We start from the raw sequence: 17,134 nt of genomic DNA, 5'->3' as shown, positions 1-17,134 counted from the left end.
CATCCTCAGTTCGAACTCACCAGCGGTAGGTCAGCTTGCCGATGGCCTTGCGCCCTTCCGCGTAGAAGCAGCCTGACAGGCTGTAACAGGCAGCGACATAGCGCGTATCGGCAAGGTTGGTCACGTTCAAAGACAGGCGCCAATTGTCACGGGTGTAGGCGAGCAGCGCGTCCAGCACGGTCGCCGATCCCACCTTGAAGGTGTTGGCATCATCGCCCCAGGTCGCGCCGACATAGCGGATGCCGCCGCCGAACTGCAAGCCGGCGAGCACCCCGTTCTGGAGCGTGTAGTCGCTCCACAGCGAGGCACGGTTGAGCGGCACGACGACCGGCGCCTTGCCGACATTGACCGGATCCTGCGTGACCACGGCATCAACATAGGCATAGGCCGCGCGCAGGTTCCAGCCGTCGGCGAGCGACATAGTGCCTTCGAGCTCGATGCCGCGCGATTTCACCTGCCCGGTCTGTTCCGCGATATAGGTCGGCGGCGCGTAGGTGACGACGTTGTCGCGCGTCAGGTCGAAGGCGGCGAAGGTGAACAGCGCATTCCAGCCGATCGGCTGGTACTTGACGCCGACCTCGTACTGGACTCCCGTCTCGGGATTGAGCAGCTGGCCGGCCGGTCCCCTGGCGAGCACCGGCAGGAACGATTCCGAGTAGCTGAAATACGGCGCGATGCCATTGTCGAAATTGTACATGACGGCGGCGCGGCCGGTGAAGGCCGACGCATCCTTCGAGACCGACGTACTGGCGGCGGGCAGATCGCTGTCGAGTTGCGTCGTCACGAAGTCCTGGCGGCCGCCGAGCTGGAACGACAGCCGGCCGAGCTTGATCTGGTCCTGTGCGTAGAGGCCGACCTGCGACTGCTTGACGCCGGTGTTGTCGCTCATCGCGCCAATGGCCCAGTCGTAGCTGTAAACCGGGTTGAACACGTTGATCTCGGGAGCCGAGGTGGTGACGCCAAAGGCGGTGTCGCGGAACGCAGTGTTGCGATAATCGACCCCGACCAGGGTGGTGTGGCTGAAGATGCCGGTGACGAACTTGCCTTGCAGTTGATTGTCCACCGCGAAGGAGTTGATGTACGAGTTGCTGTAGCTGCCCGCGCGCGCGAGTTGCCCGGCCGCCTCATCCGTATAGCCTGCCCCGTAGAACACCTTCTCTTCGTTATGTTGATAGGCGTAGCGCAGGTTCTGCCGGAACGTGATGTTGTCGGTGAAGTTGTGCGAGAGCTGGTAGCCGGCGGTCGCGATCTCGGTATTGAACGCGTTGAAGCCCGGCACGCCCGCGAAGAACGAGACCGGAATGGTGCGGCCATTGTTCGGCCAGACCGTGCCAGAGGCCGGCAGGAACTGGAGGCCCCACCCTGCCCGGTCCCTCTGGTAGTTGGCGAGCAGGGTGATGGTGGTGTCCTCGTTCGGCTTGAAGGTGACGGCCGGTGCGATGAAGACACGGTTGTCCTTGGTGAAGTCGACCTGGGTCTGGCCGTCGCGGACGACGCCCGTGAGGCGCCACAGCACGGTGCCTTCCTTGTTGGCGGGGCCACCCATGTCGAACTGGCCCTGGTAGCGGTAGAAGCTGCCGCCGGAGATTGAGGCCTCGCCGAACTGCTGCGCGGTCGGTAGCTTGGTCACGTAGTTGAGGATGCCGCCGGTGCCGCTGCCGCCATACATCGCCGAGGACGGCCCTTTCAGCACTTCGAGGCGCTCGGCGCCGTAGGGATCGAGGCCGTTGAAATGCACGTAGTTGCTTGACGGAATCCGCAGGCCGTCAATGTAGAGGCCCGTCATGGTCGTATCGAAGCCGCGGATCTGCAGGGCGCCGAAGCGGGTATCGGAGCCGCCATTGACGTCGCCGCTGACGCCGGCGGTGTAGCGCAGCGCCTCGCCGATCGAGACCGCGCCCTGGTTCCTGACTTGGTCAGTGGTCACGACCGACACGGACTGCGGAGTTTCGATCAGCGGCGTATCAGTCTTGGTGGCGGTGCCGCTCCGCGTGGCGACGAACCCGCGCACCGGCCCGTTGGCGCGTTCACCTGTTGCGCCGTTCGATGATGCCGACGGGGTCGGTGCCGCCTGCTGCGCCGGCGCGCGACGATTGGCGCGAGCAGCGCGTGCTGCAGCCGACCCTCGCGACGAGGCGATTGCCGCCGGACGGGCACGTTGCGCCGGCGCTTCCACGGTGACGGCAGGAATCTGGGTCTGGGCTTGCACGGAGCCGACGGGCACGGCGAGAGCGAACGTGCTGACCGCACCGAAGAAGATCACCTGAATTCGTTGACGACGCGCGTCAAAGCGCGAAGGAAGTTGGAAGTCTGTCACGTTTCGTAAAGCCCCACGCCTCGCCGGCTTCGCCGGTACCATTCTTGATGCCCCGCCCTAACTCAGGCGGCTTCGCAGGGCGATAGGAACAAGGTTAGAATTTCTCCAGAGATGTGCGCAGCATGCGCGACCAATGCACTCATGGCGAACGGATGCGTACGGCTGCTGCGCAGCCGACATGTCAGCGAGCAGCGATCTCGAACATTGCGATGACGAACATCTAGAACGCTTCTAGATAGACACGATCGCTCATTGTCCGGCAATGACCGGAAATGATCGGCTTGTTACAGCGCGGACTCTATGGCCTGACGGCGCCACAGCACGACTCGCCGGCGCTGTTACTCGCGCCCGCCAGCACGCTGTGGCTGTTGCGGTCGGGCGGGATGTCGCCGGCCGCGTTGGCGGCAAAGAAGCCGGTCGGCTTCAGCACGAAGCCGGCATATTCGACCGGCATGATCGGAAAGTCCTCGGGCTTGCAGAGGTGAGTATGGCCGAAAGAGTGCCACACCACGATATCGGCATTCTCGATGTTGCGGTCCTGCGCGGCATAACGTGGCAGGCCGTCGCCGCCGGCATGGACGTTCGGGTAATCGCCGCTCGCGTATTTCTCGGCGGGATCGAATGCCGTCACCCAGACATGCTTGGTCGCGAAGCCGCCGCGCTTGCGCACATAGCTGCCCTCCTGCGCCAGCATCAGGGGAGACGGATTGATGACGAGCTTGTAGGCCGGCGCGTTGCCGACCGAGTTGGTCTCGTTGGGATTGCTGATCTTCCAGAACCGGCCGGTTTCGCCGTTGGCGATCCCCGCCGCGTCGCGCTCGCGCGACAACACCCGCGTCGTGGTGTCGAACACGTTGCCGTGCGGATTGCCCTCGCCCCAGGGCCGCGGCACGAAATCGTGCTCGGTGACGGTGTTGCCGCCGTCATCGAGATCCATGTGCAGGCGGACGTTGAAGAAATGCTGGTGCGTCGGTCCGCCCAGATTGTCGTCGACCATGCCGCCCCATTTGTATGTTTCGCCTAATGGCACGGCGGCGGTCTGGATGATGCCGGTGAGCTTGGTCTCCAGCTGGATCGTGCCATCCTGGTAGAGGTACCAGTAGAAGCCGTAGTCGTAATTGCCGACGGTCGCGAAGAACGAGATCACCAGCCGCCGCGAACGGCGGACCTCGAACAGGCCGTTGCGAAACTCGTAGTGCTTCCAGGCGATGCCGTAGTCTTCCTCGTGCATGCAGATGGCGTTCTGCATGACGAAGGGCTCGCCCTTGCTGTCCGTGGCAGGTACATCGAAATAGTGGATGTTGCCGAGACAGTCGCAGCCGAGCTCTAGCGCGTTGGCGAGCATGCCAAGGCCGTATTCGCCGGCATCGAAGGCCGACTTCCAGAAATGGTTCGCGGTGGGATCGGCGTAGGGCACCACCATTTCCGTGACGCTGGCGCGATGGATCAGCGAGCGTTTGCGCGGGCCGTCCTGATAGGCGAGCTGATGCAGCACGAGGCCTTCGCGCGGCGTAAAGCCGATGCGGAAGCTCCATTTCTGCCAGTCGACCTGCCAGCCCTCGACACGAAAGCTCGCGCCGTCGGGCTGCTCGATGTGTAGCGGCTTGATGTCGGTGCGCGGATTCGCAACCTCATGCGCGCCGTAGTTCCGCTTCTTGCGTGGGATCGGCACGATCGGGTCTTCGTCGGTGAGGTCGATGACCTTGCCGCCGATCAGATCGACGACGGCGACGACGCCCTCGATCGGGTGGGCGTAGCCGTTGTCCTGGGGATGCTCGCGGAAATAGCTGACCGCGCGCACGATACGTGCGCCGCGCTCGAACTCCTTGTCGAAGAAGCCCGAGGAGAACGGGTCGACCTGAACGAGCTCGATGTCCCTATCGCTGAGCCCGCGGCGGCGCATTGCCGCGCGCCAGCCGGCATCGGCCTTCACCACGGCCTCGCACTTGAAGAACTCCTCCAGCATCACCGGCGGCTGGCCATAGGGCGCTTCGCGGTTCGGGAGGAGTTTCCGCGTCACGATCTCGCTACGGCCGAGATCGACGACGTGCTCGATAGCTTCGCCCGTCGTTACATCCAGTGTCAGCACGAAGGCACGGCGCCCCGCCACACCTGCGGCCAGTTGCTGCTTGGTCGGCTCCTCCAGCCTCACCACCGGGAAGCGGCAGTTCTCCGGCGCGGCTGCCGCTGCACGCACCAATGTGCAGGCTGCGCGGATTTCCTCGATCGTCAGGGGATCGAGCGGATGTGGTCGGGCGGCTTGATCCGTTGATCGGGCTTTGGCGGTGTCGAGCATGGGAGGTCCGTTCAGCGCGGGGCGAGATGCGCGGTGATGGCGCGGAAGGCGGCGAGCCAGCGATGGTCGAGCGGCACGTCCATCGCCTTCGGCTGCGTGGCGAGCTTGACGATGACCGTGTCGGAGGCGGCATCGATATAGAGCCACTGGCCGTGGATGCCGATCCCTGCGAGATCGTTGCGCGAGGCGTCGATCGTATACCATTTGCTGCGGTAGCGCGCGCCCGGAAAGATCTCGGCGAGGTCGCCATCGGCCCAGGCCTTGGGATCGCCGTTCTCGTGGATGTCGTCGATCCACCAGCCCGGCATGGTCGAGACGTAGTGGAACACCTTGCCGTGCGGCTTGCCTGTCCCGCGCAGCGTCGTCAGATAGGCCCGCTGGTGACTGGCCTCGACACCCGGAGGCGGCACGTCCCAGCCCGAGGAGAAACGGTAGCGCGCGACGTCGCCGGCGGGATCCTCGTAGTCCTCCTCGAACTTGATGGCGACCGCCATGTCCAGAACGTTGCGGACCGTGCAGCCGCCATAGACCGAACTCTCCAGTTCCGGCACGTAACGCACCACCCTCGCCTCGGGATCGAGCAAGCCGCGTGCGGCCAGAATGCCGCCGAGCGTTCCGGCGATCGACTTGCTGATGGAGCAGATGAGGTGCGGCGTGGTCACGCTCATGCCGTCGCCGTACCATTCGTGGATCAGCGTGCCCCGGTGCATGACGAGCAGCGCATCGCCGAAGGTCTCGCGCAGCGTGGCCTCGACTGTCGTCGGCTGGCCGTCCGGCGCCGTGAAGCCGAGCCTGGACAATTCGCGCGGCGCGCTGCGCACCGGCGTCGGACTAGCCGAGCGGCGGACCTCCGCAGTCGGCAGCATCTCCCGGGTGTGGGTAAAGCCCCAGCGGATCGCGGGGAAGCTGCGCCAGTTCGCGCGCGTCACCTGCGCCTCGGGCGCGGGCGGGCTGCCCCGCATGATCTCGGTCGGTCGCATCTCGATCCCTCCGCCAAGCGGCCTCGACACCAATGTCGGGAGCGCCGGGGCGGAAGACTGCATTGAAGGCTCCGGCCGGCGTTATCGAGATCCGGCAATATTTTGCTGGACAGCGCCGGTGGCCGTGCCAGTCTGGCGTGGTTCTTGCTGGCTGCTCGAACGGGGAATTTGACGTATCGTCATGACCTTAAGTGAAGTTCTTCCGACTCTGGACTCAGCTCACAATCTGCTTCAGGCGACCAGTTGCGACGTCGACGAGCACTGCGCTTCGCTCGGGCGCTGGCGGCTGAGCTACGACCAGATCAGCGCCGGAGCCTTCAGCGGCAGTTTCACGCAACTCTCCCTGCCCCGGCTCGAAATCTTCCGCGAGATCACCAGCCAGCAGGTCCGCCAATACGGTCAGTTGGGAGCCGACAGCTTCGGCATTGCTCTGCCCTGGCACGGTGAGGGCGAGATCAATTGCAACGGCGCCAGCGTTGCAGGCGCCCAGGTCATTGCCTGCATCGACGCCGAGGTCGACATGTGCACACCGCGATCGTTCGAGCTGCGCGGCGTCATCGCCAGTTCGGCGCTGATCGAGGAGCTCGCTGCTCGGCTCGATATCGAGCTGCCGCGCGCGGTCTGGCATCAGTTGCGCGTGATCGAGATGGCGCAGGCGCCGGTCTTGCGATTGCGAGCTCATCTTGCCGCGATCCACGAGACCATCGCGACCGCGCCCGAACGATTCGACGATCCCGCCGTCCGGCAGGCGCTCGAAGACGCCCTGCTCGTCGATATCATGGACATGTTGCCGACGGCACGCCCAAGCGATCCCGGCCGCAGCGCTGCGGGGCGCAAGCGCACCGTCGATCGCGCGCGGGAGCTGATGCATGGCAGCGGCGAGCGGATGCTCTCGCTGCTGGAGGTCTGCCAGGCGGTCGGCGCCAGCCCGCGCAAGCTCGGCTACTGCTTCCAGGAGGTGCTCGGCACGAGCCCGATGCATTACTGGCGCGCGATGCGGCTCAACCGTGTGCGCCGCGATCTGAAGCGCGCCGGCGGCACGAATGCCTCCGTCTACGACGTCGCCGTGCAGCACGGCTTCTGGCACTTCAGCCAGTTCTCGTTCGACTACAAGCGCCACTTCTCCGAGCTGCCCTCGCAGACGCTGCGGCGCGCCAGGTGTGCCTGACGCGCGCCGCTCGCCTTTACCAGGTCGGCAGGTAGGTCCCCTTGAAGCGCGTCTGCAGAAACGCCTTCACCGGATCGGAGTGGTAGACCTCGATCAGCTGCTTCACCCACGGCTTGTCCTTGTCCTCTTCGCGGACAGCGAGGATGTTGACCCAGGGGCCGTCGGGGTTTTCGCGCGCGATCGCGTCGGTCGCCGGATTGAGACCGGCCTGCACGGCGTAGTTGTTGTTGATCGACACGAGGTCGACATCCTGCAGCGCGCGCGGAAGCTGGGCGGCATCGAGCTCGACGAAGCGCAGCTTCTTCGGGTTCTCGGTGATGTCGGCGATGGTCGAGGAGACGTTGTTCGGGTCCTTCAGCTTGATGACCCCGTGCAGCGCCAGGATCATCAGGCCACGCGCGCCGTTCGACGGGTCGTTGGCGATGGCGACGCGGGCGCCTTCGGGCAGGTCCGCGAGCTTCTTGTATTTCTGCGAATAGACCCCCTGCGGCGAGCCGATCGTGTTGGCGACCTTGACGATCTTCCAGCCGGTCTTGGAGATCTGGTTCTTCAGATACGGCTCGTGCTGGAACGAGTTGGCCTCGAGATCCCTAAGCGCCAGCGCCTGGTTCGGGATCACGTAGTCGGTGAATTCGACCACCTTGATGTCGATGCCGCGCTCGGCGCCGACCTTCTTTACGACGTCCAGGATCTCGGCATGTGGGCCGGCGCTCACGCCGACACGGATGGTTTCGGCGTGGGCATTGGCCGCAAGCAAGGCTGCAGCCGCAAGGGTTGCGAGAAAACGCATTGATGTCTCCAGTTTCGAAAAGTTTGGTTCAGCGATGCCGCAGCCGGCGGTTGACCCGGCGCGCCAGATAATCGCCCGCGCTCTGGACGATCTGCACCAGCGCGATCAGCACGACCACGACGGCCAGCATCATCTCCGGCATGAAGCGCTGATAGCCGTAGCGGATGCCGAGGTCGCCGAGCCCGCCGCCTCCGACGGCGCCCACCATCGCGGAATAGCCGAGCAGGCTGACCACGGCGAGCGTCAATGCGAGTAGCAGGCCGGGCAGCGCCTCCGGGATCAACACTTTGAGCACGATCTGGATCGGTGAGGCGCCGAATGAGGACGCGGTCTCGATCAGCCCGCCATCGACCTCGCGGATCGCCGCCTCGACCAGGCGCGCGATGAACGGCGTCGATGCAATGACCAGGGGTACGATCGCCGCCGTTGATCCGATCGAGGTGCCGGCGATCAGCCGCGTGAACGGGATGATGGCGACGACCAGGATGATGAAGGGCGTGGACCGCGTGGCATTGACGATGATGCCCAGCACGCGATTGACGACGGGAGCCGAGAATAGCTCGCCCTTGCGGCTGGTGGCGAGAAAGACGCCGAGCGGCAGGCCGAAGGTGGTGCCGAGCAGCGCCGCGATACCGACCATGTACAGGCTTTCGCCGGTGGCCTGGACGATCAAATTGATGAGTTCAGGCGACATGGCCGAGACGCTCCGCCGAGAATTGATATTGAGAGAGCCAGGCGAGCGTGCGCGTCACCGCGTCTTCGCCGCCGGGAATGCCGAGAACGAGCGAGCCGACGTGCTGGCCGCCGATCTCGTCGATGCGCGCCGCGAGCAGCGCAACGTCGAGGCCAAGCTCACGGGCGAGCCGCGCCACCACCGTGTCGCCGGCCCCTGCCCCGCGCACCTGAATGCGGATCACGGTCTGCCCGCCCACGACGGGCTCCGGCACGATTCGGCTTGCCAGCGAGACCGGCAGGCTGTCGCCAATCACTTCGGCGAGGAAAGACTGGGTGATCGGGTGGTTCGGATGGGTGAAGATGTCGGCGACATGGCCGCTCTCGACCACACGGCCGGCATCGAGCACCACGACCTCCTTCGCGAGCTGGCGCACCACGGACATTTCGTGGGTGATCAGCACGATGGTCACCCCGAGCTCACGGTTGATGTTCGCGAGCAGATCGAGGATCGCGCGCGTAGTCTGCGGATCGAGCGCCGAGGTCGCCTCGTCCGACAGCAGCACGCTCGGCCGCGTCGCCAGTGCCCGCGCGATGCCCACGCGCTGCTTCTGGCCGCCCGAGAGTTCCGAGGGATAACGATCATGCTTGTCGGCGATGCCGACCAGCGCGAGCAGCTCGGCGACGCGCGTCTTGATGTCGGCTCTGGACCAGCCGGCGATCTCGAGCGGCAGCGCGATGTTGTCGGCGGCGGTGCGCGACGACAGCAGGTTGAAATGCTGGAAGATCATGCCGATCGAGCGCTGCGCCAGGCGCAGCTCGCGGCCGGCCAGAGCCGAGATATCGCGGCCGTCGACGATGACGCGGCCCGTGGTCGGCTTCTCCAGCCCGTTGATCAACCGGACCAGGCTCGATTTGCCTGCGCCCGAGCGGCCGATCACGCCGGTGATGGAACCGCGCGGTATGGCGAAGTCGATATTCTGCAGCGCGTTGACGCCGGGCTTGCCGCGGTAGGCGGGATAGGTCTTTGAGATCCCGTCGAAACGGACCATCGCGTCCGGTTCCGGCGCGACAGGTGAAATCGGTTCAGGGGGCGCAATCGGCTGTCCGACGGCAAGCGATTGGTGAGCGTTCATGGAGACGGCCTTCATGCACAATAGTTCTCTCGGCTGCCCGGAAGGCAAACCAGAGCCGGTCGCATCGGCGACTGGGAAGTGGAACAGCAGCAAACCGCCTCAAGAGAACGACGCGCTGCACCGCAGCACGCACCATCGCCTTTTCCAGTCTTCCTTGCAATTTCAGATATTTGCAGGGAGATGGACGAAGTTTTCCCAATCGCCCCCAGCTCAAGAAAATTCATCTGCCCGACATCGACAGCGCCGTGGGCTACCGCCCCTTGAACCGCGGCTTGCGGCGCGTCAGGAAAGCCTCGACGCCCTCCTTGTGGTCCTCGCTGAAGCCAGCGAGCGCGAACTGGTCGACGTCCATGTGGCTGGCGAGATCGTCAAGCGCATGCGCCAGCCGGTTGACGGTGAGCTTGGTCATGGCCACCGAGAGCGGCGGCTGCGCGGCGACCTTGCGCGCGAGATCCATCGCGGCCTCGAAGGCATGGCCGGGATCGACCACCTGCTCCACCAGCCGCCATTCGTAGGCTTCATCCGCGCTGATGCGCTGATCGGCCAGGATCACCGCCTGCTTGGTGCGCGCCGGACCCATCAGATGCATCATGCGTGGGATGCTCTGCCAGCTCATGTTCATGCCGAGCCCGATCTCGGGCACGCGCAGATGCGCATCGCGCCCCATGACGCGGAAGTCGAGCGCCACGGCCAGCGCGACGCCGCCGCCGACGCAAAAGCCCTCGATCGCCGCGATCGTGATCTGCTCCATCTCTTGCCAGGCGTGCGTCAGGCGCGGCCCAAGCTTGAGATGCCGCCGCAGCGCGCCGAGATCCATCTCCTTGCGCGAGCGCCCCTCGGCGTCCTTGAGGTCGAAGCCGGCGCTGAATGCGCCCGAGCTGCCGGTCAGGACCACGACCGACGTCGCGGCGTCGTCCTCGAAGCTGCGCGCCGCTGCGGTCAGCTGCCGCATTGCCTCGGGTGACAGCGCGTTGATGCCGTCGCCGCGATCGAACCGCACCACCGCAATCCGTCCCTCGGGCCCGAGGCCTTTCTCGATCTTCACATAGTCCGTCACCAGCGTCTCCTCATCGCTTTTGCGGCGATGCTATCCTACAACCGCCCTCACGAATATGGGACCCGGACGCACCGCAACGCATACTCGACAGGCCCAGGTCATTGCGCCTATCTTCGCCGTCATGAGCCACGATCACGACCATCATCATCACCACGATCACGATCATTCCGAGCTCTCGGAGACCGAGCTGCGCGTGCGCGCGCTCGAGACGATCCTGACCGAAAAAGGCTATGTCGAGCCGGCCGCGCTCGACGCCATCATCCAGGCCTACGAGACCAAGATCGGCCCGCACAATGGCGCGCGCGTCGTCGCGAAAGCGTGGACCGATCCGGCGTTCAAGCAGGCGCTGCTGGAGGACGGCAGCAAGGCGATCGGCACGCTCGGCCATGTCAGCCGCGTCGGCGACCACCTCGTCGTGGTCGAGAATACGCCCGAGCGCCACAACATGGTCGTGTGCACGCTGTGCTCCTGTTACCCCTGGGAAATGCTCGGGCTGCCGCCGGTCTGGTACAAGGCCGCACCCTACCGCTCGCGTGCGGTGAAGGACCCGCGCGGCGTGCTCGCCGATTTCGGCGTCACGGTCCCCAAGGACATCGAGATCCGAGTGTGGGATTCCACGGCCGAGACGCGCTTCCTGGTGCTGCCGATGCGGCCCGCAGGCACGGAGGGCTGGAGCGAGGAGCAGCTCGCCGAACTGGTCACGCGCGATTCCATGATCGGCACCGGTTTTCCGAAAACGCCGGGAGCGCCGTCGTGAACGGCGTGCACGACATGGGCGGCATGGACGGGTTCGGCAAGGTCGAGCCCGAGCCGAACGAGCCGATGTTCCACGAGGAGTGGGAGTCCCGCGTTCTGGCCATGGTGCGTGCGATGGGCGCGGCCGGCGCCTTCAACATCGACACCTCGCGCTTCTACCGCGAGACGCTGCCGCCGCACGTCTACCTCTCGAGCTCCTATTACAAGAAATGGTTCCTCGGGCTTGAGGAGATGCTGATCGAGAAGGGTTATCTCACCCGGGAAGAAGTTGCGGCCGGCCACGCGATGAAGCCTGCAAAGGCGCTCAAGCACGGCAAGTTCGATCTTGCCAATGTCGAGCGCATCATGGTGCGCGGCCAGTTCGCCCGCCCTGCCCCGGCCGCGGCGAAATTCAACATCGGCGATCGCGTTCGCGCTAAGAACATCCATCCGGCCACGCATACGCGCCTGCCGCGCTATGTCCGCGGCCATGTCGGCGTGGTCGAGCTCAACCATGGCTGCCACGTGTTTCCGGATTCGGCGGCGATGGAGCTCGGCGAGAACCCGCAATGGCTCTACACCGTCGTGTTCGAGGGCCGCGATCTCTGGGGTGAGGATGGTGATCCAACCTTGAAGGTCTCGATCGACGCGTTCGAGCCTTATCTGGACCCGGCGTGATGAATAGTAGTGCTGCCGCGGCTGCGACCGCCGCCATTCCCAGCATTCCGCGCGATGACGACGGCCCCGTGTTCCGCGCGCCCTGGGAGGCGCATGCGTTCGCGATGGCCTTGAGCCTGCACGAACGCGGCGTCTTCACCTGGCCCGAATGGGCCGCCGCCCTCGCCTCCGAGATCAAGCGCGCGCAGGCCGCCGGCGACCCCGACACGGGCGAGACCTACTATTTGCACTGGCTCGCCACGCTGGAAGGCCTCGTCGCACGCAAGGGTGTCGCCTCCAAGGAGACGCTGCATCGCTACCGCGACGCCTGGGACCACGCGGCGGATCGCACGCCCCACGGCAAGCCGATCGAGCTGCGGGAAGAGGATTTTGCTTGATAACCACCTGCGCGTTGCGGGCACCGTTTCCCCAAATACAGCTGTCATCACTCGCGAAGGCGGGTGATCCAGTATTCCAGAGACGTTTGTAGGATACGGAGAAGCCGCGGCGTACTGGATTCCCCGCCTTCGCGGGGAATGACAGCGGAGATCGGAGCGCTATCTGCGTCCCGCCACGAACTCCCGCCATCCCTTCGCCCGCAGGCTGCAGGCCGGGCACTCGCCGCAGCCATAGCCCCAGTCATGCTGCGCGCCGCGTTCGCCGAGATAGCAGGTGTGCGACTGCTCGCGGATGAGGTCGACCAGACCGTCGCCGCCGAGGTCATGCGCCAGCTTCCAGGTCGCGGCCTTGTCGATCCACATCAAGGGCGTATGCAGCTCGAACTTCCGCGCCATCCCCAGCGAGAGCGCCGCCTGCATCGCGCGGATGGTGTCGTCGCGGCAATCGGGATAGCCGGAATAGTCGGTCTCGCACATGCCGCCAACGATGTGGGTGATGCCGCGCCGGTAGGCCAGCGCTGCGGCGAAGGTCAGGAATACGAGGTTGCGGCCAGGCACGAAGGTGTTGGGCAGACCGTCGGCGCCCATAGCGATCGCGACGTCGCGCGTCAGCGCGGTCTCGGAGACGGCGGCGAGCGTTGGGATCGACAGCGTATGGCTCTCGCCGAGCTTTGCAGCCCAATCCTCGCGTAGGCTCTTGATGCCGTCGACAAGGCGGTCGCGGCAGGCGAGCTCGATGGCATGGCGCTGGCCGTACTCGAATCCCAGCGTCTCCACTCGCGCGAAGCGGCTGAGCGCCCAGGCGAGGCAGGTGGTGGAATCCTGGCCGCCGGAGAACAGCACCAGCGCGGTGTCGGAGGAAATTGAGTCACTCATGGGCCTCAGGTAGTCCAGTTCGTCGACGCCATCAATGCTAGATCACACAACGACGCGCGCTCCGAAGAGCTTCCACTCAATTGCAGCCGCATGCTCGCGCTGGTAGTCTAGCGCAACTGCCACACAATGTAATGGATGGGCGGCGACATGGGCTATTTTGAAGGGCTGACCAGCAGCAGTTTCAAGACCACTGAGGACGGACGCCGGCTGTTCTTTCCATGGGGCGTCCTCGGCCGCGGCTACATGGTTGGCTCAGAGGAGAATTATCGGCGGCTCCGAAAGCAGATGAAGGCCTATATCGTAGTTTCAGCCCTGCTGATCATCGTCGCATCAACCTTCTTTCGAGGATACAACCTCGGCGTCTCCGTGGTGCTGGCCGGCGTCTTCTTGGCGTTTTATCTCGCTTGGATGTGCATTCTGCTCCCTAGACTGAACGCCGCGGACGAGGGGCTGTCTTTGAAGGAGAGCATGACGTCCCAGGCACGCGCACACGGCCCGATCGTGCTCTGGCTCCTGACAATCGTGTCTTTGGTGCTCGTCGCCGGCGGACTCGTGATGTTTGTTGCCCAGCCAGGCAGCAGATTGATTGCGCTCGCGCCAATCCTGTTCTTTGGATTTTGCGCTGCGATGTTCATTCGCATGCTCCTGCTTCGGCGAACGGCGGTCTGATCCCGATCAGTCGGTCGGCCGGTGGAAACCAGTCTGATTTCGGCCTGTTCCGCTGGGATTGATGCAGAGCTTTTGGCATAAAGCCGGAAGCATGTAGCTCCGGTGCCCAATGAGACATCGGCTTCCGGATGCGGAGCAAACCTCATACCGCGTGGAGGCGGCTTGTTCCCTGATCCCACTCTTAGATGGCGGCCATACGAGTCGATTATCGACGGCATCGAACGCCCGCCCTATGTTTTCGACCAAGGACTTTGGCGTCGCGTGCTCTACCTAATTGTCATTGCGCCAAATCCCAGTCGTCGCGCTTATGGCATCGAAATGCCCTGCGAGATTTATGCGGGTTTTGATGAGATGATTTACTCGGTGGCCGATCATGGAGACAGCGCGGGAGTTTACGATGGAGGTATTTACATTAAGGAGGCCGAAAGCTCCGCGCTGCTCAGCGCATATACCGCTACCGATCCAATCGGCCGGAAGCCACGACATTTCTCCTTCGTCGGCAGCGATTACTGCTATGAGGTGCTCGGCTTCGAGGAGCCGATGATCCGACCGTTCGACAGCCCGGAAGAAGCGTATGCGTGGGGACCTTCGAGACAGAGTTCGCCGTCGGATTTCCATTAGTTGTCTCTTCCGAAGCGTATAACGCCGGTGTTTGATTCTATGGAATTTCATGACATGAAGCCCTCCCGCGACATCTCCCGCCTGATCGAGATCATGGCGGCGCTGCGCACGCCGGTGACCGGCTGCCCCTGGGACCTCGAACAGAACTTCGCGACCATCGCGCCCTACACGATCGAGGAAGCCTATGAGGTGGTGGACGCGATCGCTCGCGGCGATCTCGACGATCTCAGAGAGGAGCTCGGCGACCTCCTGCTTCAGGTCGTGTACCACGCTCAGATGGCCTCCGAGCAGAACGCGTTTTCGTTTGGAGATGTCGTCGAGGCTATCACGCGCAAGATGATCCGGCGTCATCCCCACGTCTTCGCCGACAAGGACGGCAACCTCGCCCCGCACCACGTCAAGGAGGTCTGGGACCGCATCAAGGCTGAGGAAAAGGCCGAGCGCGCCGCGCGCCGTCCGACGGAGCAAACGCCGGCGCACAAGTCATTGCTGTCAGGCGTGAAGGCCGGCCAGCCCGCGCTGACGCGGGCCATGGAGCTGCAGCGCAAGGCCTCCACCGTCGGCTTCGACTGGAACGACCCGCGCGCCGTGCTGGCAAAGATCCGCGAGGAAGCCGACGAGATCGAGGCGGCATTGGACCGCAACGACAGCGCTGGCCTGGCGGAAGAGACCGGCGACCTCATGTTCGCGCTCGTCAACCTCGCCCGCCATGTCGACGCCGATCCGGAAGCCGCATTGCGCGCTACGAATGCGAAATTCGAGCGTCGTTTTGCCTATATCGAGCGGGCTTTGGAGGCGCAGGGCCGGACGCTTGAGCAGGCGTCGCTCGCGGAGATGGACGCATTGTGGAATGCGGCAAAGGATGAAGACAAGCCGGCGGCAGAGGGGCGCAAGGAAGCTCGCCGATAGCTAAGTGCCGTGCTGGCCTAGCGCGCAATTGCGCGCGGGGCCAGGACGACAGCCGTTATGTGGCCGACAGGTGCGGCACCGCATCAAACCTCGACACCACGATATCCCGCTTGGTCTCGTCTACCCGCACGGTCATGTCGAAGCGGCCGTCGTGCAGCTCTTTCGCCAGCACCTCGGCATTGCGGTGCAGCCAGGAGATGCCGGCGCCGTCGGCGGCGTCGATGGAGAGATCGAGCGTGGTGCGCTTGGCTGCTAACCGCTCCTCGATCGCGGCGAGCAGTGCGTCGATCCCCTCGCCCGTCGCTGCCGAGACCAGCATCGCCGGGTGATCTTCCGGCCGGCGCGCGGCGATGTTCAAGAGCTCTTCGCGCTGTTCGGCATCATAACGGTCGATCTTGTTCCAGACCTCGATGATGCGGCCGGAATCATCGGGGTTGATGCCGAGCTGGCGCAGCACGGCGTCGACGTCGCTTTGCTGCGCCTCGGCATCCTCATGGGAGATGTCGCGCACATGCAGGATGACGTCGGCCTCCAGCACCTCCTCCAGCGTGGCGCGGAAGGCGGCGACGAGCTGCGTCGGCAGGTTAGAGATGAAGCCGACGGTGTCCGACAGCATCGCCTTGCCGCCATGAGGTAGAGTGAGCGCGCGCAGCGTCGGGTCGAGGGTGGCGAACAGCATGTCGGCGGCCTGCACGTCGGCGCGGGTCAGGCGGTTGAACAGGGTCGACTTGCCGGCATTGGTGTAGCCGACGAGTGCGACGACGCGATACGGCACGCGCTGGCGCCCGGCGCGATGCAACCGCCGCGTCGCCTGCACTTTCTTCAGCTCGCTCTCGAGCTTGGAGATGCGCTCCTGGATCAGGCGACGGTCGGCCTCGATCTGCGTCTCGCCGGGACCACCCATGAAACCGAAGCCGCCGCGCTGGCGTTCGAGATGGGTCCATGAACGCACCAGGCGCGAGCGCTGGTAGTTGAGATGAGCGAGCTCGACCTGGAGCGAGCCTTCCCTGGTCTTGGCGCGACGGCCGAAGATTTCCAGAATGAGCCCAGTGCGATCGAGCACCTTGGCATGCAATTCCTTCTCGAGATTGCGCTGCTGGATCGGCGCCAGCGCGCAATCCATCACGACGAGCTCGACCTCGAGGCTCTTGATGAGCCCGGCGATCTCCTCGACCTTGCCCTTGCCGATGTAGGTGGCGGGTCGGATCTGGCTGATTGGTGCGATGATCGCGTCCGCAACGACGAGATCGATCGCGCGCGCGAGACCTGCGGCTTCATCGAGCCGGGCCTCGGCGTCGCGCAAGACGTAACTTTCCGATTGCGCATCGGAACTTCCCGCGCGCACTCGCAAGTAGGGGCCGATGACCAGCACCCGCCCCGTCTGCTTAGCCCCTGCCGACCGCGGACGGTCGGCATCCCCGTCGAAATTCCGGGGTTCCAATCAGATCACTCTCAAGCCGGCTGATCCTCGCCGCCTTCGAACAACTGGATCGGTGCGCCCGGCATGATGGTCGATATCGCATGCTTGTAGACGAGCTGCGAATGACCGTCGCGTCGAAGCAGCAAACAGAAATTGTCGAACCAGGTCACGATGCCCTGGAGCTTCACTCCGTTGACCAGAAAGATCGTCAGTGGCGTCTTGGTTTTGCGAACGTGATTAAGGAAGGTGTCCTGTAGGTTTTGTGCGCGGTCTGCCGCCATTTTTTTTCTCGCTTTGAGTTTCTTGTTATTGCACCGGTTGCGCCCCCTGTTTTGGTTGTGTGGGGCCATTCCCGGTTGCTGTTCCTCATGAGATCCCCCTCGGAAGGAACAGCAGAATGATTAGAGGACAGGTGAGCTTATTAGGCAAGCCG

The 17,134-nt window shown here is 64.3% G+C and carries 17 protein-coding genes; 7 read left to right on the top strand and 10 right to left on the bottom strand.

Annotated features, from left to right (window positions below; genetic code table 11):
- Positions 1 to 16 precede the first annotated feature (16 nt).
- The 3 genes from BCCGELA001_RS19080 to BCCGELA001_RS19070 form a co-directional block, all read right to left on the bottom strand.
- Complete coding sequence (locus BCCGELA001_RS19080) at positions 17 to 2,011, bottom strand: TonB-dependent siderophore receptor (RefSeq protein ID WP_060737724.1); 1,995 nt, start codon at positions 2,009 to 2,011, stop codon at positions 17 to 19.
- A 604-nt stretch (positions 2,012 to 2,615) separates the two neighbouring features.
- Entirely contained in the window at positions 2,616 to 4,613 is a 1,998-nt protein-coding gene (locus tag BCCGELA001_RS19075; protein WP_008559322.1) for a primary-amine oxidase, read from the bottom strand.
- 11 nt (positions 4,614 to 4,624) lie between these two features.
- A complete protein-coding gene (locus BCCGELA001_RS19070) occupies positions 4,625 to 5,593 on the bottom strand; it encodes a serine hydrolase (RefSeq protein WP_008559319.1) in 969 nt (322 codons plus the stop codon).
- Positions 5,594 to 5,774: 181 nt separating this feature from the next.
- Between BCCGELA001_RS19070 and BCCGELA001_RS19065 the strand changes: the two genes are divergently transcribed.
- Complete coding sequence (locus BCCGELA001_RS19065) at positions 5,775 to 6,761, top strand: helix-turn-helix domain-containing protein (protein ID WP_060736045.1); 987 nt, start codon at positions 5,775 to 5,777, stop codon at positions 6,759 to 6,761.
- Between the two features lie 16 nt (positions 6,762 to 6,777).
- Here BCCGELA001_RS19065 and BCCGELA001_RS19060 read toward each other — a convergent pair whose 3' ends face one another.
- From BCCGELA001_RS19060 to BCCGELA001_RS19045, 4 genes are all read right to left on the bottom strand, one after another.
- Complete coding sequence (locus tag BCCGELA001_RS19060; RefSeq protein WP_060736044.1) at positions 6,778 to 7,551, bottom strand: MetQ/NlpA family ABC transporter substrate-binding protein; 774 nt, start codon at positions 7,549 to 7,551, stop codon at positions 6,778 to 6,780.
- A 28-nt stretch (positions 7,552 to 7,579) separates the two neighbouring features.
- Positions 7,580 to 8,245 (bottom strand): methionine ABC transporter permease, encoded by a 666-nt coding sequence (locus tag BCCGELA001_RS19055; RefSeq protein ID WP_060736043.1) that lies wholly within the window; start codon positions 8,243 to 8,245, stop codon positions 7,580 to 7,582.
- A complete protein-coding gene (locus BCCGELA001_RS19050) occupies positions 8,235 to 9,374 on the bottom strand; it encodes a methionine ABC transporter ATP-binding protein (RefSeq protein WP_193409727.1) in 1,140 nt (379 codons plus the stop codon). The genes BCCGELA001_RS19055 and BCCGELA001_RS19050 overlap by 11 nt, the downstream gene beginning before the upstream one ends.
- Before the next feature lie 235 nt (positions 9,375 to 9,609).
- The gene (locus tag BCCGELA001_RS19045) at positions 9,610 to 10,416 is read right to left on the bottom strand and encodes an enoyl-CoA hydratase/isomerase family protein (protein ID WP_008559291.1); all 807 of its coding nucleotides are present in this window, start codon (positions 10,414 to 10,416) and stop codon (positions 9,610 to 9,612) included.
- Positions 10,417 to 10,537: 121 nt separating this feature from the next.
- On the opposite strand from BCCGELA001_RS19045, the gene nthA reads away from it, so the two are divergent.
- Genes nthA through BCCGELA001_RS19030 form a run of 3 tightly spaced genes read left to right on the top strand, consistent with a single transcriptional unit; the run spans position 10,538 to position 12,206 of the window.
- Positions 10,538 to 11,173, top strand: a complete 636-nt coding sequence (gene nthA, locus BCCGELA001_RS19040) for a nitrile hydratase subunit alpha (RefSeq protein ID WP_008559289.1) — start codon at positions 10,538 to 10,540, stop codon at positions 11,171 to 11,173.
- Positions 11,170 to 11,829 (top strand): nitrile hydratase subunit beta, encoded by a 660-nt coding sequence (gene nthB, locus BCCGELA001_RS19035; RefSeq protein WP_008559287.1) that lies wholly within the window; start codon positions 11,170 to 11,172, stop codon positions 11,827 to 11,829. The genes nthA and nthB overlap by 4 nt, the downstream gene beginning before the upstream one ends.
- A complete protein-coding gene (locus tag BCCGELA001_RS19030; protein ID WP_008559285.1) occupies positions 11,829 to 12,206 on the top strand; it encodes a nitrile hydratase accessory protein in 378 nt (125 codons plus the stop codon). The genes nthB and BCCGELA001_RS19030 overlap by 1 nt, the downstream gene beginning before the upstream one ends.
- Before the next feature lie 159 nt (positions 12,207 to 12,365).
- Here the strand turns inward: BCCGELA001_RS19030 and queC are convergent, their stop codons facing one another.
- Positions 12,366 to 13,082, bottom strand: a complete 717-nt coding sequence (gene queC / locus BCCGELA001_RS19025; RefSeq protein WP_060736042.1) for a 7-cyano-7-deazaguanine synthase QueC — start codon at positions 13,080 to 13,082, stop codon at positions 12,366 to 12,368.
- Positions 13,083 to 13,217: 135 nt separating this feature from the next.
- Between queC and BCCGELA001_RS19020 the strand changes: the two genes are divergently transcribed.
- From BCCGELA001_RS19020 to mazG, 3 genes are all read left to right on the top strand, one after another.
- Positions 13,218 to 13,751, top strand: a complete 534-nt coding sequence (locus BCCGELA001_RS19020; RefSeq protein ID WP_008559273.1) for a hypothetical protein — start codon at positions 13,218 to 13,220, stop codon at positions 13,749 to 13,751.
- 162 nt (positions 13,752 to 13,913) lie between these two features.
- Entirely contained in the window at positions 13,914 to 14,372 is a 459-nt protein-coding gene (locus tag BCCGELA001_RS19015; protein WP_144441364.1) for a hypothetical protein, read from the top strand.
- A gap of 54 nt (positions 14,373 to 14,426) precedes the next feature.
- Positions 14,427 to 15,281, top strand: coding sequence for a nucleoside triphosphate pyrophosphohydrolase (gene mazG, locus BCCGELA001_RS19010; protein ID WP_060737722.1), 855 nt, complete (start codon positions 14,427 to 14,429; stop codon positions 15,279 to 15,281).
- 55 nt (positions 15,282 to 15,336) lie between these two features.
- Here the strand turns inward: mazG and hflX are convergent, their stop codons facing one another.
- Together hflX and hfq are read right to left on the bottom strand one after the other, a co-directional pair.
- Positions 15,337 to 16,722, bottom strand: coding sequence for a GTPase HflX (gene hflX, locus BCCGELA001_RS19005; RefSeq protein ID WP_060736041.1), 1,386 nt, complete (start codon positions 16,720 to 16,722; stop codon positions 15,337 to 15,339).
- 11 nt (positions 16,723 to 16,733) lie between these two features.
- A complete protein-coding gene (gene hfq / locus BCCGELA001_RS19000; protein WP_007591126.1) occupies positions 16,734 to 16,982 on the bottom strand; it encodes an RNA chaperone Hfq in 249 nt (82 codons plus the stop codon).
- Between the last annotated feature and the right edge of the window lie 152 nt (positions 16,983 to 17,134).

Source organism: Bradyrhizobium sp. CCGE-LA001, from assembly GCF_000296215.2.
Taxonomy (GTDB): domain Bacteria; phylum Pseudomonadota; class Alphaproteobacteria; order Rhizobiales; family Xanthobacteraceae; genus Bradyrhizobium.
The sequence above is the reverse complement of the archived record's forward strand: the minus strand, read 5'-3'. Positions and strand labels throughout refer to the sequence as shown.

What these genes read in the sequence shown, in the direction of transcription:
- BCCGELA001_RS19060 (WP_060736044.1), bottom strand. Translation starts at nt 7,551, where the DNA reads ATGCGTTTTCTCGCAACCCTTGCGGCTGCAGCCTTGCTTGCGGCCAAT.
- BCCGELA001_RS19070 (WP_008559319.1), bottom strand. Translation starts at nt 5,593, where the DNA reads ATGCGACCGACCGAGATCATGCGGGGCAGCCCGCCCGCGCCCGAGGCG.
- BCCGELA001_RS19065 (WP_060736045.1), top strand. Translation starts at nt 5,775, where the DNA reads ATGACCTTAAGTGAAGTTCTTCCGACTCTGGACTCAGCTCACAATCTG.
- BCCGELA001_RS19050 (WP_193409727.1), bottom strand. Translation starts at nt 9,374, where the DNA reads ATGAAGGCCGTCTCCATGAACGCTCACCAATCGCTTGCCGTCGGACAG.
- queC (WP_060736042.1), bottom strand. Translation starts at nt 13,082, where the DNA reads ATGAGTGACTCAATTTCCTCCGACACCGCGCTGGTGCTGTTCTCCGGC.
- BCCGELA001_RS19075 (WP_008559322.1), bottom strand. Translation starts at nt 4,613, where the DNA reads ATGCTCGACACCGCCAAAGCCCGATCAACGGATCAAGCCGCCCGACCA.
- mazG (WP_060737722.1), top strand. Translation starts at nt 14,427, where the DNA reads ATGAAGCCCTCCCGCGACATCTCCCGCCTGATCGAGATCATGGCGGCG.
- hfq (WP_007591126.1), bottom strand. Translation starts at nt 16,982, where the DNA reads ATGGCGGCAGACCGCGCACAAAACCTACAGGACACCTTCCTTAATCAC.
- nthA (WP_008559289.1), top strand. Translation starts at nt 10,538, where the DNA reads ATGAGCCACGATCACGACCATCATCATCACCACGATCACGATCATTCC.
- BCCGELA001_RS19020 (WP_008559273.1), top strand. Translation starts at nt 13,218, where the DNA reads ATGGGCGGCGACATGGGCTATTTTGAAGGGCTGACCAGCAGCAGTTTC.
- BCCGELA001_RS19055 (WP_060736043.1), bottom strand. Translation starts at nt 8,245, where the DNA reads ATGTCGCCTGAACTCATCAATTTGATCGTCCAGGCCACCGGCGAAAGC.
- BCCGELA001_RS19030 (WP_008559285.1), top strand. Translation starts at nt 11,829, where the DNA reads ATGAATAGTAGTGCTGCCGCGGCTGCGACCGCCGCCATTCCCAGCATT.